Source organism: Rouxiella chamberiensis (assembly GCF_026967475.1).
In the GTDB taxonomy this organism is placed as follows: domain Bacteria; phylum Pseudomonadota; class Gammaproteobacteria; order Enterobacterales; family Enterobacteriaceae; genus Rouxiella; species Rouxiella chamberiensis.
Genome location: NZ_CP114058.1, coordinates 1,683,601 through 1,699,696 on the forward strand (window position 1 = coordinate 1,683,601; position 16,096 = coordinate 1,699,696).

Here is a 16,096-nt window from a genome sequence, read left to right on the forward strand (position 1 = left end):
TTGTTTGGATAATTTTAACGAAAGCCATCATAGCCGAGCTTTTCTGCTGACGTCGACCCCTGTTCGGAAGTAAATAGCCTGTTTTCTTAAATTATTTATATTCAGACACGGACTATTTCTGATTGTTATTTATTCCGCTCATACAGCTTAGGTTTATTACCCGCTTTTCTTGTTAAATTTAGGATAAAGCAGAGAGCAGAGGGAAAGCGTAATGTCACGCCCCTCACTGTGGCAGCGACAACAGCCACGTCTCTCTCTGCGCGTCAATTATCGCGCCGCGTCGTGGATCTTTGCCCGCTTTTTCTGTTGACCCAAGCGTAAAGGAAGCGCGGTCAATCTGCTGGCGATAACGCGAAGTATGCAGGGCGTTATCGGCCGAGGATAAGAGCGGGATCAATCGCACCCCAATTCGGTCCAGACTTTTATAGGGCCAAGGGTGCGTGTCATCGGTGTACGGAGCCATAAAGTCCAGCGCAGCGACTATCCCGCTGCCATTGGCGGTTTTATAGTGCCATAAATCCAGGTGCTGATTCTCGGCAAGCCTGGCCAGAAGCGTCACCGCCTGTAGATTGAAATAGCTGTAATGAAACGAACGGGTTCGAGCCAACTCCAGCGGTTGCGCACCGTCGGGCGTGAGTTGCTCCGAAAGCTTGCCTTGCGTTAATGCCACCATCTGGTTCGACGATGTCGGGCTTTCGCAGATACCACGCAATTCCGGCAACCTGCGTGGCATACCAGTTACCATGATTATTAAGGGCACGACTTTCTTTAAGCGCCAGCGGGCTTGTCTGCAACCAGTGCAGATACGCCTGCAACCACTGGCGCATCGCGCTGGCGTCGTGTTGACGCCACGCAGGATTGCCCTGCAACAGCACCAAAGCATCGATAATGCGTGTCGAAAAATAGCGTCCATCCAGCACGCCCGAATTTCTGCCTGCGGCCCTTCCCGGCACGCCCTGCGCATAATTCAGATTCGGGTTCATTCGCGTGGCGGGCGCGATAAACCATACCCGAAGCATCTGGGCGGCCTTGTCTGCATAGCGCTGCTGCCCCGAAAAATACCAGGCAAGCGTCAGTTCCTGAACCCGTGCGGTAAAACTCGCCAATCGTACCCCGTCACTCTGGTTATTTTTACTCGCCGGATTGATTTTGCCGTCACGCCGTACCCAGGGAAGCCCTTGCGATGAAGCCGAATCCGGCCACCAATAGGCACTTAAGCTGAGGTAATCGTGTTTCGAACCGCTTGGCGGGGTCATGCCTTTCTCGGTGACAGTTAAATCCGGTTGCTGAAGTGCGCGATCGGCGGCCACAAGCAGTAATCGATAGGCTTCACGCGTCTCTGCGGCGGCATGTCCATGCTGGAGTTGCCGCTTGACGCGTGACAGGTCAGCAGGTTTAAGAAATGCCAGTTCAGGCGGTGTTTCGGCGGCAAATACCCGGCTTGAAAACAGGATAATGAGAAACATCAGCGTGGCACATAATATGTCGCCAAACTGCGGCGTGCTCTGCCGCCATCGCCATAGTGAGGCCGTGAAGAAAGACCTGCTTAAGCTGAACATGGATTTTTACGCCCCGCGATCGAAAATAAAAACCTGCGCCTGGCTTGAAGAACTTCTCGCCAAGTTTATGTGTTTTCAAATTTGTGTTCCCTTGAGGGTAGCCTGCGAGCAAATGTCTCGCCATAAGGATGTGTCTTGAGAAGATACTGCGTCACCTGATACCAGATTCAAAGGCAAGCTGGGTCGATACCCAGAAACGGCAATGGAATTAGAATAAATTCGCGTGGAGAGGCGTTATTTGCAGACGAGGCAAGGCGATTCATCATGGCTAATAAAATACTTTATTAGCCATGTGTCCACGAGGAAGGTCAATATAGTCAACTTACTTGCTCTCTTTGATATAACCTGTCTTGAATTTCTCTTTGCCAATTGTTCGATTATAATTGACAATTATCTGCGCAATCTGAAACTGAACCGCTCGATTGGCATTATCTCTATCTTCCTGCGATGCCTTGTTTTTCTCGATAGCAATGGCCATCTTTTGCAGCGCCTGAGAGACATCGTCTACGGCTTTGGTAAACAATCCCTTATTTTCAGCAAGATAGCTACTTTCCACTCTTTCCATATAGGTATCTGCCAGTTGACTGAAATTAATCACCTCAATGTTTGAAATGACGTCATCCTCTTCATATTCGGCAAGAAGATTTTCAAGTTCCGGCAGGTCGGAATTCAATGATAGTCTCATAAATATTCCTAATGTTATTTTGCAGGGGAATAAATCCTTACCCCTTGAATCTAGTTACTCTCCTTCACCTGTCAAATATAATTTTATTTTCCAATATTGGTATTTCACATCAAATTAAAGAACGCGATTTCAAAAATGAAATATAAACAGCAATAACGCTGTGGATCACAGTAATGGTCAAATAAAACGCCGTGGGGTCCCGCACATTATCGGCGGAGGCCTTCGGCATCATGCAATTTTCCTGCATGTGTTAAATCAGCTTTTCAACTTTATTTTTAAAAACAAAGCTCAAAACGATGATGACTGCCATCGAGATAAGTGACGATAGGATGCCTGATTGAAGAATAGAGTTGCTCCATGCGCTTTGCAGGATCAAGAAAGTAAAATCGAGAAAAATAATGTGCGAGTAGTACATAAATGTAGAAGTAACGCGCGTATTGCTTCCTAGCAGATTGATATTGGGCCTTTTGAGACAAAGCAGGAAAATGGTTAACGCCAGAAGCGGTGTCGACAACATCATGTCTATCGAGGTAATGAATTTATTTTGCATTCCCTGCAAAGCATGGGTCGACAACCCTGATTCAATAAGCAAAATCAATGAACAGGCGAAAATGATGGCGGTGAATTTTAATTTGGCGCGCACAAGTTTATCGTGGTGCCGAGCGACAATAAAACCCAGGATAAACATGGGCGCGCCATAAAAGAGCCCATTTCTGCATAAAAATAATCTTTGGCTGTCCGAGGAGATAAGTGCCCAATTAAGAGTTGTTCCTATAATCCATAAAACGACACAGGCGAGTATCCCGGCGCGGGTATTTTTCTTGAGCACGTTACGTGTCAGGTAGCAAAGCAGTGCAGCGATGAGCAAGGCAGGAATAAACCACAGATGCACGACCCCGGTGATTTCGGCACGCAACATCAGGTACAGCTTGCGGATCAGGCCCACGTCATCAAGAATGAAAATACTCTTCAATGCATACAGGTACATAACAGACCAGAGTAGGTATATTTTCCCGATATGATAGAACCACTTTTTAACGTTGTTTTTCTGCACTGTCTTGAAAAAGAAATATCCGCTGGCAATAAAATAAAAAGGCACGGCGGTTTTAAAAAACCGTTTACCAGAAATCCGATCCAGTAGCCCGGGTCTTTAATATCAAAAAGAAAGCCATGCATCATGACAACCGTCACAGCAAAAATCAGCTTCATACTGTCGATAGTTTTATTACTGACGTTATCCCGAACGTTGTCTTCGTCTGACGGAAATGCATTACCTGGACTCACTGTCGCACGGTGTATCATTGTCGAACTCCATAAACCGTCGGGCATGAAGTAAAATGGGAGAGTTTTATTTATTAGGCAGTATTTTATATAACGCCCATGACTGTATTGGAAAGGCTTTTCGCAAATAAAAGCGTATTTTTGTTAGATGCATAACAAATTTTTTCTGAAAAAAATCAAAAAATCCATTTAATTGATGGAATTAGCATAAAATTAAGTTTTATTTAATTTTCTCTAAATAAAAAATAAAACTTAAGCCTTATCGAACAATCAGCGCATCACTTTATTGCTAAAATTTCAATTTTATTTATTTTACCCGCTAACCTGTTTACTCTTTTCCTTGACCTCTTCCACAATAATCGACAATAACTGTATTCTTTTAATCGCAACATCAATGCGTTGCCGTTTTACGCCTTTAAAAGGGTGGCAACACAGGTCACAGATTTATTGCCTTGTCCGCGTTGCCCCTTTTCAGCGCTTGGACATGGCCGGGACAGGAGCCCGTATTGGCGATGGTGGTGCCCAAACCTGCTGGAAAGTCGCTATAAAACGTGTTGGCATTCGCGCTGGTAATCCGTAACATACACGCCAATTATCTTTATGCAGCTTTTACAGGCTCGCGCCAAGGCAGTGATGCCCTTCTGGTGCCCTTTTTAGATCTCGAGCGTCGATACAATGTTTGAAAAACAAGAAGTTACAAAGAAAGAACAGGTCAACCTGAACAAATTGCAAAAACGTCTGCGTCGTGACGTCGGCAAAGCTATCGCCGATTTTGGCATGATTGAAGAAGGCGACCGCATCATGGTTTGCCTGTCCGGCGGCAAAGACAGCTATACCATGCTCGAGATCCTGCGCAATCTTCAGCAGAGCGCACCGGTTAATTTCTCGCTGATTGCCGTAAATCTGGACCAAAAACAACCCGGCTTCCCTGCCCATATCCTGCCGGAATATCTTGAGCAACAGGGCGTGGAATACAAGATTGTCGAAGAGAACACCTATGCCATCGTCAAGGACAAAATCCCTGAAGGCAAAACCACCTGTTCTCTTTGCTCGCGCCTGCGTCGCGGCATTCTTTATCGTACGGCCACCGAACTGGGCTGTACCAAGATTGCGCTCGGCCACCACCGCGATGACATTCTGCAAACCCTTTTCCTGAACATGTTCTACGGCGGCAAGATGAAAGGCATGCCCCCGAAGTTGATGAGCGACGACGGAAAGCACATCGTTATTCGTCCGCTGGCCTACTGCCGCGAAAAAGATATCGAGCGTTTTGCGATTGCCCGTCAGTACCCGATTATCCCTTGCAACCTGTGCGGTTCACAGCCGAATCTGCAACGTCAGGTGATAGGCGATATGCTGAAAGACTGGGACAAACGTTATCCCGGCCGTATCGAAACCATGTTCAGCGCGATGCAAAATATTGTGCCGTCCCATCTCAATGACACCAGCCTGTTTGACTTCAAGGCGATTCATCACGGCAGCGATGTGGTGGACGGCGGCGATCTGGCCTTCGACCGTGAAGACATTCCCATGCAGCCGGTCGGCTGGCAGGCGGAAGACGAAGAGCTGGCTATCGAGCGTCTGGACGTGTTGCAGATTAAATAAGTTTTATCTCTAGAAAATAAAAACGCGCTGAGACATTTCGTATCAGCGCGTTTTTTTAGGGTAAGCCGTGAATCAGGCGGTTTGTTCCTGCAACCAGCCAATACGCATTTCCGGCACCGAACGCAGCAGCTCACGGGTATAAGTGTCGAGCGGTTTCGGCAAGCGTGGTATTTACCGATCCCTTTCTGACAATCTGCCCTTTCAGCAATACCGCAACCTCGTCGGCCACTTCGCGCACCACCTGCAAATCGTGGGTAATAAACAGGTAGGAGATGCCGGTCTGCTGCTGAATTCGGCGCAGCAGCGCCAGAACATCGCGTGCCACCAGCGGGTCCAGCGCGGAAGTCGGTTCGTCGCAGATGATCAGTTTTGGCTCCGCCGCCAACGCGCGGGCGATACAGACGCGCTGCTTCTGCCCACCCGACAAGGCGGCCGGAAAACGCGTCGCCATCTCGGCATCAAGCCCGACCTGCGCCAGTAACTCCGCGACACGAAGCTCACGCTGCTGACGATTCAACGTGCCGAAACACGCCAGCACACGCGCAATCTGACTGCCGACCCGCTCCCTGGGATTCAGCGCGGTGTCGGGAATCTGATGAATCAGCTGAATGTCGCGCAACTGTTGGCGACTTCGCGCGCGAAGCCCTGCCGCCAACGGCTGTTTGTCGAGACTCACCTGCCCGCTCTCGGGTTTGTGCAAGCCGCAAATCACTTTACCGAGCGTGGATTTCCCGGAACCGGATTCGCCTATTACGGCCAGTGTCCTGCCGCGCGAAATAGACAGCGACAGATTCTGTAATACGGGCTGATGATGATAGCGGGCGCTGATGTTCTCTATTCGCAGCAGCTCGGGTTGATCCATCGGCAGAGGCTTGCGATCCTCGCCGTGCGCCGTCAGCAGGCGTCGGGTGTAGTCCTGCTGCGGTGCGTGCAACAGTTGCTCCGTTGCGGCCTGCTCGACGGTTTTGCCATGCTGCAAGACCATGATGCGATCGCTCACCTGCGCGACTACGGCAAGGTCATGGCTGATATAAATCGCCGCAACGCCGGTCAGGCGAATGACATCGACAATGGCTTTCAGCACGCCGAGCTGCGTGGTGACATCCAGCGCCGTCGTCGGTTCGTCGAAAATCAGCAGTTCAGGGCCCGCGCACAACGCCATGGCAATCATGGCGCGCTGGAGTTGCCCGCCCGAGACCTGATGCGGATAGCGATGATAAAACTGCGCCGGTTCCGGCAGCCCAAGCTGGGTAAACAGCTCGATGGCCTTGGCCTGCGCCTGCTGACGCGGCAGGATGCGGTGTTTCAGCGTGGCTTCTATCACTTGCTCACCCAGCGTAATCGCCGGATTAAACGCTGCGCCGGAAGACTGCGCCACATAGGCAATGCGTTTACCGCGCAACACTCGCAGCTGGCGTTGCGACTGGCGGCAGATATCGGTCTGGTTGAACAGGATCCGGCCCGATTCGATGCGCATGCCGTGACGACAATGCCCAAGAATCGCCAGTCCAATCGTCGACTTGCCTGCGCCCGATTCGCCAATCAGACCCAGCACCTCGCCCGCCTGCAACTCGAAAGAGACTTCATCGACCAGCCGACGCTGCGCCTTGTCAGTCGAGCGCACGACCAGTTTTTCTACCCGCAGCAGCGGTGAAGCCGTTGACTTATCCATGATGACCTCCCCACGAACGTGAGCTGCCGCTCATCAGCCAGTCGGCGACCGCATTGATAGCCAGCGCCAGAATGGCAATCGCTCCGCCCGGGATTAGGGCCGCCCACACGCCAAACAGAATGCCGTCCTTGTTGTCACGCGCCAATCCGCCCCAATCGGCGGTCGGCGGTTGAATGCCCAACCCGAGGAAGGAGAGCGCCGACAGGAACAGTAAAATAAAGATAAAACGCAGGCCAAACTCGGCGATCAGCGTTTGCAGCGCATTGGGCAGCACCACGCGCCAGAGGATCCAGCCAAGGCTTTCGCCGCGCAGGCGCGCCACGTCGACAAACTCCATCACGCCGATTTCCACCGCCAGGGCTCGCGCCACGCGAAGCACGCGGGTCGATTCGAGCAGGCCCAGCACCAGCGTCAGAGTCAGAATGGTTTTCGGGAGAACGGCAAGCACGATAAGCGCGAAAATCAGCGTCGGGATCGCCATGATCATGTCATTGATGCGTGAAATGGTCTGATCCAGCCAGCCGCCGCTGACGCCGGCAATAAAGCCGAGGGTGCAGCCGACAACAAAGGCGACCAGTGCGGCGAGCGCGGTCACGCCAAGCGAGACACGCGTGCCCCAAATCATTCGCGACAGCAAATCCCGGCCCAGATTATCGGTGCCGAGGCGCAGCGCGGCGTCAGGCGCCTGCCACGCCATGCCGATGACTTTATCGGGTGCGTAAGGCGCCAGCCACGGCGCGAACAGGGCAACCAGCACGAACAGGAGCAATCCTGTCAGTCCCAGAATGGCGGTGGGTTTTAATGCGGGCATGTCAAAAAGTCCTCAGCGGCCGCCTAGCGTGAATGACGCAGGCGCGGGTTGGCAATCAGCGCCAACACGTCGGCCAGCAGATTAAGCAAAATATAAACACCGGCCAGCAACAGTGCGCAGTCCTGCATGACGGGGATATCGCGTTTACTGATGCTATCGACCATGTATTGCCCCAGTCCCGGATACACAAAGACGTTTTCGACAATCACCACGCCGACCATCAGGTAGGCCAGATTGATAGCCACCACGTTGATGATGGGGCCGAGCGCGTTGGGCAGCACGTGACGCCAGAGGATGCGCGCGGGCGTCAGTCCCTTGAGCAGTGCGGTATCGACATAGGCGGCGCTTTGCGCGGCAATAAGCGCCGCGCGCGTCATATTGCTCATATGGCCGACGATCGCCAGCACCAGCGTGGCACAGGGCAAGGCAATGGCGGAAAGTTTGGCCGAAAGAGACATCGCGTCGGACAGCGAACTGTTGCTCGGCGCCCAGGCAAGCGTAATCGCGAACACCAGGATAAGCAGATAGCCGGAGAAGAACTCGGGCAAGGCCACCGCCGCACGCGCAAGACCGTTAAGCAGCGTATCGACCAGCCCGCCCTGATAGCGAACAGACAGAAACCCAATCAGCAGCGCGAGAGGCACGGCAATAACCGCCGTACAGCCTGCAAGAAACAGCGTGTTGTCCAGACGACTGAACAGCGGCCCCGCAATGGCTTCGCGGCTGGTATAGCTGATGCCGAAATCGCCGTGCAGAATCCCCAGCAACCAGCTGAAATAACGCCCCAGTGCGGGTTGGTCCAGACCAAGTTGCAGATTAAGTTCATGAATGGCGGCGGGCGTGGCGCTTTGCCCGAGAATGGCGGTCGCGGCATTGCCGGGCAGCAGTTGTACGCCGACAAAGATAAGGGCCGATACGGCCAGCACCATCAATACGCCATAGCCGAGTCGACGAAGCACCAGCCCCGCCAACGATGAACGGCCCGCAGGCCGTTGTGTAGAGAGTTCAGACATAAACAGTTTCCGCCTAGCTTTCTATCCAGACTTTTTCGGCCGCGCGGTTCCCGCTCAGCGGCATGCCCGGCACAGAAGTAAAGCCTTTGATTTTGGTCGAGCAGCCGTCGAGCGCATCGGCATACAGCGGAATAATTTCGCTGCCCTGATCCACCAGCATGACCTGGATGTCGTGGTAAATCTGTTTACGGCGCGCTTCGTCCTGTTCGCCACGTGCGGCTTTGACCATCGCATCGAAGGCCGGTACGTGCCACGCAGACTCATTCCAGGAGGACTGGCTGGTAAACACCAGTGACAGCATGGCGTCGGCGGTGGGGCGGCTCGCCCAGTTGGAGGACACAAAGACCTTTTTCTGCCAGGTATCGTTCCAGAAGGCGTCGTCCGGTACGTGATCGACCTTGATGTCGATACCCGCCCTGGCCGCCGACTGCTGATAAAGTTGCGCGGCGTCGACCGACCCCGGGAAGCCCGCATCGGCGACCGACAGGGTCAATGGCCCGGTAAAGCCTGACTTCTTCCAGTGGAATTTTGCCTGCTCGGGATCATAGGGACGCTGCGGAATATCTTTGGCGAAGTAGCGATTCGACGGGAAGAACGGGTTGTCGTTGCCCACGCTTGCGAAACCGCCGAGCACGGTGTCGATAATCTGCTTGCGATCGATGGCGTATTTCAGCGCCAGACGGCCTTCCACATTATCGAAAGGAGCCAGATTCGACAGGCCGGGGAAGGTGTAGATAGCGCTGTCTTTGGCGCGCACCAGCTGAATATTCGGCATGCGCTGAATACGCCCGACGATGCGCGGATTAACCCGGTTGATAAGCTGCGCGGAACCGCTGACCAGTGCCGCCACGCGGGCGGTAGAGTCGTTCATCGCCAGCGTTTCCACGGAATCGACATGGCCTCGCGCGCTGTTCCAGTGATTTGGGTTGCGCTTGGTCAGCGTCGTCACACCCGGCTGGAACTTTTCGAGAATAAACGCGCCGGTGCCGATGCCCTTGTCGAAGTTTTCGTTCTCGGCAGTGATAACAAAGTGCACGGCAGAGAGCAGCCAGATGAATTCCACATCCGGCGAGTTCAGCTTGAGGGTAACTTCATGCTCGCCGGTGGCGGTAATTGACGCAACCGGATCCAGATAACCTTTTACCGGCGAAGTCGATTTCTCGCCACGGTGGTGATTCAGCGAGTAGACCACGTCTTTCGCGCCGAGCGAACGGCCGTCGTGGAACTGTACGCCCTGACGAATCTTCAGAACCCAGGTCTTGCTGCCGTCGGCAGCAGACCAGGATTCGGCCAGCGAAGGCGCGAGCTGCCCTTTTTCGTCAATCTCGACCAGACTGTTGAAAATCTGCGAGCCGACGAAATACATGTAGGTTTCAAACCAGAACGCCGGATCCAGGCGATCGGTGCTGGAAGCATTGTCGATCCCGACGACCAGATGACCGCCCTTTTTCGGCACGGCGCTGTCTGCGGCCAGAGCGTTGGAAAACGGCCACAGCGAACCGGTAGCCGCAGCGACAGAGAGAGCCCCTGCGCTTTTGATAAACGAACGACGATCTATCATGAGTTTCCCTTAGCAAGAGGCAATGCCTCTCAATAATTAAAATGGAGTAATGCGTATTTTTTTTAACGGCCCAAGGACTGTTTCAGCGCGGCAATATGCTCCGGACCGATACCGCAGCAGCCGCCGACCATCGTGGCTCCTGCTTCGACCCAGGTTTCTGCGAAATGCAGGTAACCTTGAGGATCGGTATCTTTGCGCATTTCGCTGAGGCCTTCATTGGCCCCGCGTTTATTGTCGGAAGGCTCGAAGGCATTGGCATAAACGCCGATGTCCAGCGCAGAGCCATGTCGGGTCGCCACTTCCCGCGCCTCATGCACGGCGCTTGCCATCACTTCCGGACGACTGCAGTTGAACAAGATAGCGCTGCCCGCCAGACGCAGCACGGCGTTCACGGCCTCGGTAACGGATTCGCCCGAACGCAGCACCGCCTTGCCGTCGTCGCCAAGCGCATCCTGAAGGGTAAAGGAGAGCCACAGCGGGCGCGGATCGTTACCAAGCACTTCGCGCACCAATTCGACTTCCACCACCGCGCTTTGCGTTTCGGCAAGCCACAGGTCAACACTGTCTTTCAGATTGTCGACCAGCACGGTAAGCAGACGCTTCGCCTGCGTCGGTTCAAACAGATCGGGGCGATAGGAACCCAGCACCGGCGGCAGCGAACCGGCCACCTTTACCGGCACCGGCGCGGCATCGGCCGCTTCACGGGCGAGCTTGCCTGACAGGGCAATCGGTTCTGCGCCCTGCCCGGCAAAGACGTCATCGCCGACGTGGAAAGGCACCACGGCATAACTGTTGGTGGAAATAACCTCGGAACCCGCGGCAATAAAGGCATCATGGGCCTGACGCACAAAGTGCGGTGCCTCCATCAAGGCCAGCGCGGACCACTCGGGCTGACGAAAAGGTGCGCCCATACGCGCGAGTTCGCGGCCCATACCGCCATCCAGAATCACTGTTTTTTTGCTCATTTTTATAAGATTGTCCGCAGTTTACCGTTAGGGGGTGTCTATAAGGTTTTAAAAAATCAAGGTGGATGACACTCTACAAAACACGCGTTTGGATGTCTAGATATCTTTATGGATAGAGGGGTGAAAGCAAAAACGGGCAGGCGGGGGTTGAGAGAGTGCGTTAAACGCGTAACCCTTGCGCTAAATCAATAAATTTAATGATGAACTAAGGCACTATCTATTTCGCAGGTGAATGCAACGTCAAGCGATGGGCGTTGTGCTCCATAATTGTTCTACTTCTTCCTGGTTTAGAATTCTTGCTTGCAATGAATTCGAACAACGCCGGTCTTTGACCGGCTTTTTTTATTCGAATTTTATCGGGCCAAACGTTACAGCCACTTGCTGCGCTTCATCCACCAGGCCACGCCTCCCACCAGCATCACCAGAATCCCACAGAAAATCGAGAAGCCGAGAGGATGACTTGCGCCCGGAATGCCGCCCAGATTGACCCCGAAAAGTCCGGTCAGGAAGGTCGTCGGCAGAAACACCATCGCCAGCAGGGACATGGTATAGGTGCGGCGGTTGAGCGCATCGGCCATCAGGGAGCTTATTTCGTCGGACAGGACGGCGGTTCGCGCAATGCTGGCGTCAAGATCGTCGAGCCCGCGTCCGAGTCGGTCCGAAATCTCCTGCATTCGGCGTCGTTCGTCGTCCGTCATCCACGGCAGTCTCTCGCTCGCCAGACGCGCAAACACATCGCGCTGCGGCGACATATACCGCCTCAGGACAATCAGTTGCTTACGCAGCAGCGCCATCTGCCCGCGTTCAGGCAGTTGCTGCTCCATCAGGGCATCTTCGAAATCGATAATCTTGTCGTGCAGGTCTTCAATAAAATCGCTGGTGTGATCGGTCAGACCGTCGCACATCTCCACAAGCCAGGTGCCGGTATCGGTCGGACCACTGCCGTGCTGCATGTCGTTGATGATGTCATTCATCGAAAACACTTTGCGATGACGGGTCGAGATAATCATCTTGTCGGTCAGATAGACGCGGATGGTGACCAGCTGGTCGGGGCGGGCGTTGGCGTTGAGATTGATGCTGCGCAGCGTTACCAGCGTCCCTTCGCCCATGCGCAGCACTTTTGGCCGAATGCTCTCTCCGGCCAGCGCTTCGCGCACGTTGTCGGGCAGCACCGGCGTACTGTTAATCCACTTTTCACTTTCCGGCAGGGAGTAATCGAGGTGCAGCCAGCAAGGTTTTTCGGCGCTGGCCACGCATTGCTGATTTATTTCGTTGACCCCGCCCTTTCCGTCCAGTTGATACGCGTATACGGCGTCTGACACTTGCAGTTCTTCACCCTTGATGACATCCACAATATTTCTCACTTTCCCGTTTAATTATTATCAGTTTAGCGGTAACTCTTTGAAGTACCAATACATCGGCGATGCCGCCTCCTGCATGAGGCGGCAGACAGAGGCCATAATGATGCCATGCCCGTGCCGATAAGTGGTGTGCCGCGCGGGCGAGAGTGTATCAAAATGTGCGGACATGGCGGGCTGTTTCGCGAAAAGAGGTCAGGCCGAGATTAGGGAAAGACAAAACGAAATGCGCATGAGAAGTCGCATGCGGCGGGCTCTGACATATTTTCTTTCATTGAACAAATAGACGCTGAGTTACTAATTCATACACTACTGCCATGAGGTTTCGCTCATTGCCGACACAACTGTCCTTTTCTATCAGGTAAAACAATAAAATGAAAAAAATGCTTCTGTCATTGCTGGTTCTGGGATCAATGACCCAGGCCGTCCACGCGGCCGAGATGATCGGAAATTACACGGCGGCGGGTTATACCCACTGCGGCGGCATGAAAGTGCTGACCAGCGCGATAACCAGTCAGGATACCATGGTGCTGCAAATCACCGATCCGAAAACCAACGCCAGCCAAATCTACTTTGGAAACCGTACCGAAGACGAAAGCGACAAAGTGAAGTACACCCTGTCGACGTATAATGCGGACACCAAAACCTTCACGCCGGACCCGTCCAACACTACGGTCAATTTCGGTATCAATGAAAGCCCTGCGGGCAGCAAGGGCGCAGAGCTGTATCATTTGACGATGGCCGGTCAGCAATATAGCTGCACGCCGTATACCGTTTTCGATCCGCTGGCCAAGAAGTAATTCCCACTTTCGACGCGCAAGCCCCTTCCGTGTTTGACAGGGGCTTGTTGCCGCAGGCCGGTTAATCGCCCGTTGCCTGAAGATCAATGACCCCCGCATGAAACGCTAGTCCGGGCACCACGTCTTTCGACAACCAGGTCGGCCCGTCGAGATCGATAAACTTCGCGCCTACGGTTAACGGCAGTGCGGCCCGCACCGCACGCGAGGTGCACAACATGCAGCCCAGCATCACCTCCAGACCCTGCGCCTTCGCCGCCGACGCCAGCGCCAGCGCCCCGGTCAATCCTCCGGTTTTATCCAGCTTGATATTGACCATGTCGTAGCGCCCGACCAGCTGCGCCAAATCATCAACCGTATGACAGCTTTCGTCGGCACAGATGGGGAGCGGATGAATAAAGTTGGCCAGCGCCTCGTCGTGTCCGGCGGCGAGCGGTTGCTCGAGCATCAGCACGCCAAGATCCGCAAGCAACTGACAGCGTGACGCCAGCCCTTCGCTTTGCCAGGATTCGTTGGCATCGACAATCAGCGAGACATTGGGCGCAACGCTGCGAATGGCGACCATTCTTTCCGTGATGAAATGATCGTCGAGTTTGACCTTGAGCAGGGTCACGCCATTTTGCTGATGGGCAAGTGCGGCCTGCGCCATAGCCTCGGGGGTATCGATACTCAGGGTTTGCGCCATGCTGATACACGCCAGCGGCGTCATCTGGTTAAGCTGCCACAGGGTTTGCCCGCGCTGCTGCTGCTCAAGACTCCATAGCGCCGAATCGATGGCATTGCGCGCGGCGCCCGCAGGCAGCAGCGTTTGCAGGGTCTGGCGGTCAACGCCCTGCTGGATCCGCCCACTTATGGCCTCAAGTTCTGCCATCACCGAAATTTCACTTTCTCCATAGCGCGGGTACGGCGTGCATTCGCCGATGCCCACCACGCCGTCTTCTTCGATTTCTACCACGATAACGCGCGCTTCGGTACGACTGCCGCGAGCAATAACAAAAGCCGTATGTAGCGGCCAGGCTTCAGGATAAAAGCGTACGCTTCTCATTCACCACTCCATGAAAACGCCTTCGGGCACAATGCGGGGAGGCTTTTGTCAGTATAGACAGTGAGATGGCCGAATATGGCAGAAAGCGCAGAATTCCGCGCTTTTTCGGCATTCGGCATAATCCGCAACTTGCCGCCGAGACATAAGCAGTTTGTGCGGCCATAAGCGGGTAATCGCACCGGTCTTTTCTTTCCTGCGGCATTATGATGGTCGACAATATTGCATTCCATTTAACAGGAGTCGGCCATGTTCAATTTTGATTTCTATAATCCCACTCGCGTTTTGTTTGGGGCCAATCGTATTGGCGACATCGGCAAGCATATTCCCGCCAATGCCCGGGTATTAATCACCTACGGCGGCGGAAGCGCCAAAAAGTACGGCACGCTGGATGAAGTGCAGGCCGCATTGGGTGACCGCGTCACGTTTGAATTTGGCGGTATCGAAGTGAACCCGCATTTCGATACACTGATGAAGGCCGTCGAGGTAGTAAAAGAGAACAAGATAGATTTTCTGCTGGCGGTCGGCGGCGGATCGGTTGTGGATGGCACCAAGTTTATCGCGGCGGCGGCCTGTTATGAGGGCGATATCTGGCCACTCTGGTCGAAACGTCAGCCTCTCGCCAGGGCGCTCCCGCTGGGCTGTGTCATGACCCTGCCCGCAACCGGCTCCGAAACCAACCATGTGGCCGTAGTGACCCACACCGGGCTAGGTCAGAAAACCGGTTACAGCGACCCGCTGCTGTTCCCGAAATTTTCCGTGCTGGATCCGACCAAAACCTACACGCTGCCTGTCACGCAGGTCGCCAATGGCGTCGTCGATGCCTTTATCCACGTTATCGAGCAGTATCTGACCTATCCGGTATACGGCAAAGTGCAGGACCGTTTCGCCGAAGGCATTATGCTGACTCTACTCGAAGAAGGGCCGAAGGCGCTGCACGATCCTGAAAACTATGACGTGCGCTCGGCCATTACCTGGTCCGCCACGCTTGCGCTCAACGGTCTGATTGCCGTCGGTGTGCCGCAGGACTGGGCCACGCACCGTATCGGCCACCAGCTCACCGCGCTTTACGGCATCGATCACGCCCAGACGCTGGCAATTTTGCTCCCCAGCCTGTTGCAGGTTCAGCGCGACGGGAAAAGGCAAAAACTGCTGCAATATGCAGAGCGGGTGTGGAATATCCAGACGGGCGACGAGGACAGCCGCATCGATGCCGCGATTGCCAAAACGCGCGAATTTTTTGAATTGATGGGCCTGAAAACGCAGCTTGGTGCGCTGGGTCACCCTAAAACCGCAATCGACGATATTCTGGAGAATCTCCAGCGCTTCGATATGCTGCCGATGGGTGAGCGGGAAGATATTGATTTCGACCGCGCCAAAACCATTTTGACACTGAGCTATTGAGCCGCATAAACCTCGCCGTTACTGCGGCAGGCGGAGGCGTTGTTCAAAGGCCACCTGTCTGCCGTCTGTAATGGACACGGTAATTTCTGCGGTATCGCCCTGTTCGAGCCTAAACTGCATGTTCGACAGGGCCACATCATTGTTGGCGGCTATCACGATATTGCCCTGCTGCTGGCTGGTACTGCTGCCCGCCTGCGTCTGTTTTTTAAAACGAACAAGCACCCGGCAGGCGCACTCTGTGGTGAGATGCGCCATAGGTGTCACTGTGTACCGCTGCCCCTGCTGTTGATGAACAAACCACAAAGGCTGGCTCAATACGGCGGCTATCAACATTGAAACCATC

Annotated in this window: 13 protein-coding genes and 2 pseudogenes; 3 read left to right on the forward strand and 12 right to left on the reverse strand. The window is 54.0% G+C overall.

Features of this window, described 5'->3' with window-relative positions:
* Nucleotides 1-223: 223 nt before the first annotated feature.
* The 4 genes and pseudogenes from O1V66_RS07855 to O1V66_RS07870 form a co-directional block, all read right to left on the reverse strand.
* A pseudogene (locus tag O1V66_RS07855) lies at nt 224-1,466 on the reverse strand (alginate lyase family protein).
* Between the two features lie 415 nt (nt 1,467-1,881).
* Complete coding sequence (locus O1V66_RS07860) at nt 1,882-2,244, reverse strand: hypothetical protein (protein WP_045047721.1); 363 nt, start codon at nt 2,242-2,244, stop codon at nt 1,882-1,884.
* Nucleotides 2,245-2,494: 250 nt separating this feature from the next.
* A complete protein-coding gene (locus tag O1V66_RS07865) occupies nt 2,495-3,328 on the reverse strand; it encodes an acyltransferase family protein (RefSeq protein ID WP_330873491.1) in 834 nt (277 codons plus the stop codon).
* Complete coding sequence (locus tag O1V66_RS07870; protein ID WP_269128371.1) at nt 3,214-3,546, reverse strand: hypothetical protein; 333 nt, start codon at nt 3,544-3,546, stop codon at nt 3,214-3,216. The genes O1V66_RS07865 and O1V66_RS07870 overlap by 115 nt, the downstream gene beginning before the upstream one ends.
* 654 nt (nt 3,547-4,200) lie before the next feature.
* Here O1V66_RS07870 and ttcA point away from each other — a divergent pair.
* Nucleotides 4,201-5,130, forward strand: a complete 930-nt coding sequence (gene ttcA / locus O1V66_RS07875) for a tRNA 2-thiocytidine(32) synthetase TtcA (protein ID WP_045047719.1) — start codon at nt 4,201-4,203, stop codon at nt 5,128-5,130.
* Between the two features lie 72 nt (nt 5,131-5,202).
* Here ttcA and O1V66_RS07880 read toward each other — a convergent pair.
* The 6 genes and pseudogenes from O1V66_RS07880 to zntB form a co-directional block, all read right to left on the reverse strand.
* Nucleotides 5,203-6,802, reverse strand: a pseudogene (locus tag O1V66_RS07880) (ABC transporter ATP-binding protein).
* Nucleotides 6,795-7,613, reverse strand: coding sequence for an ABC transporter permease (locus O1V66_RS07885; RefSeq protein ID WP_045047717.1), 819 nt, complete (start codon nt 7,611-7,613; stop codon nt 6,795-6,797). Before O1V66_RS07885 ends, O1V66_RS07880 begins: the two are co-directional and overlap by 8 nt.
* A gap of 23 nt (nt 7,614-7,636) precedes the next feature.
* Nucleotides 7,637-8,626 (reverse strand): ABC transporter permease, encoded by a 990-nt coding sequence (locus O1V66_RS07890; protein WP_045047716.1) that lies wholly within the window; start codon nt 8,624-8,626, stop codon nt 7,637-7,639.
* A gap of 13 nt (nt 8,627-8,639) precedes the next feature.
* A complete protein-coding gene (locus O1V66_RS07895) occupies nt 8,640-10,184 on the reverse strand; it encodes an ABC transporter substrate-binding protein (protein WP_187329808.1) in 1,545 nt (514 codons plus the stop codon).
* A 65-nt stretch (nt 10,185-10,249) separates the two neighbouring features.
* The gene (locus O1V66_RS07900) at nt 10,250-11,152 is read right to left on the reverse strand and encodes a homocysteine S-methyltransferase family protein (protein WP_269128245.1); all 903 of its coding nucleotides are present in this window, start codon (nt 11,150-11,152) and stop codon (nt 10,250-10,252) included.
* Between the two features lie 368 nt (nt 11,153-11,520).
* Nucleotides 11,521-12,504: a zinc transporter ZntB gene (zntB, locus tag O1V66_RS07905; protein WP_045048186.1), complete on the reverse strand. Its 984-nt coding sequence runs from the start codon at nt 12,502-12,504 to the stop codon at nt 11,521-11,523.
* A gap of 380 nt (nt 12,505-12,884) precedes the next feature.
* Between zntB and O1V66_RS07910 the strand changes: the two genes are divergently transcribed.
* Nucleotides 12,885-13,310: a hypothetical protein gene (locus tag O1V66_RS07910; protein WP_045047713.1), complete on the forward strand. Its 426-nt coding sequence runs from the start codon at nt 12,885-12,887 to the stop codon at nt 13,308-13,310.
* A gap of 61 nt (nt 13,311-13,371) precedes the next feature.
* Here O1V66_RS07910 and ycjG read toward each other — a convergent pair whose 3' ends face one another.
* Nucleotides 13,372-14,352, reverse strand: a complete 981-nt coding sequence (ycjG, locus tag O1V66_RS07915; protein ID WP_045047712.1) for an L-Ala-D/L-Glu epimerase — start codon at nt 14,350-14,352, stop codon at nt 13,372-13,374.
* A 246-nt stretch (nt 14,353-14,598) separates the two neighbouring features.
* On the opposite strand from ycjG, the gene O1V66_RS07920 reads away from it, so the two are divergent.
* A complete protein-coding gene (locus O1V66_RS07920) occupies nt 14,599-15,753 on the forward strand; it encodes an iron-containing alcohol dehydrogenase (protein WP_045047711.1) in 1,155 nt (384 codons plus the stop codon).
* A gap of 18 nt (nt 15,754-15,771) precedes the next feature.
* Here the strand turns inward: O1V66_RS07920 and csgC are convergent, their stop codons facing one another.
* The gene (gene csgC / locus O1V66_RS07925) at nt 15,772-16,095 is read right to left on the reverse strand and encodes a curli assembly chaperone CsgC (RefSeq protein ID WP_045047710.1); all 324 of its coding nucleotides are present in this window, start codon (nt 16,093-16,095) and stop codon (nt 15,772-15,774) included.
* Nucleotide 16,096: the final 1 nt, after the last annotated feature.

Coding starts and splice junctions, on each gene's coding strand:
- csgC (WP_045047710.1), bottom strand. CDS start 16,095: ATGGTTTCAATGTTGATAGCCGCCGTATTGAGCCAGCCTTTGTGGTTT.
- ttcA (WP_045047719.1), top strand. CDS start 4,201: ATGTTTGAAAAACAAGAAGTTACAAAGAAAGAACAGGTCAACCTGAAC.
- O1V66_RS07900 (WP_269128245.1), bottom strand. CDS start 11,152: ATGAGCAAAAAAACAGTGATTCTGGATGGCGGTATGGGCCGCGAACTC.
- O1V66_RS07890 (WP_045047716.1), bottom strand. CDS start 8,626: ATGTCTGAACTCTCTACACAACGGCCTGCGGGCCGTTCATCGTTGGCG.
- O1V66_RS07885 (WP_045047717.1), bottom strand. CDS start 7,613: ATGCCCGCATTAAAACCCACCGCCATTCTGGGACTGACAGGATTGCTC.
- O1V66_RS07870 (WP_269128371.1), bottom strand. CDS start 3,546: ATGATACACCGTGCGACAGTGAGTCCAGGTAATGCATTTCCGTCAGAC.
- O1V66_RS07920 (WP_045047711.1), top strand. CDS start 14,599: ATGTTCAATTTTGATTTCTATAATCCCACTCGCGTTTTGTTTGGGGCC.
- ycjG (WP_045047712.1), bottom strand. CDS start 14,352: ATGAGAAGCGTACGCTTTTATCCTGAAGCCTGGCCGCTACATACGGCT.
- O1V66_RS07910 (WP_045047713.1), top strand. CDS start 12,885: ATGAAAAAAATGCTTCTGTCATTGCTGGTTCTGGGATCAATGACCCAG.
- O1V66_RS07860 (WP_045047721.1), bottom strand. CDS start 2,244: ATGAGACTATCATTGAATTCCGACCTGCCGGAACTTGAAAATCTTCTT.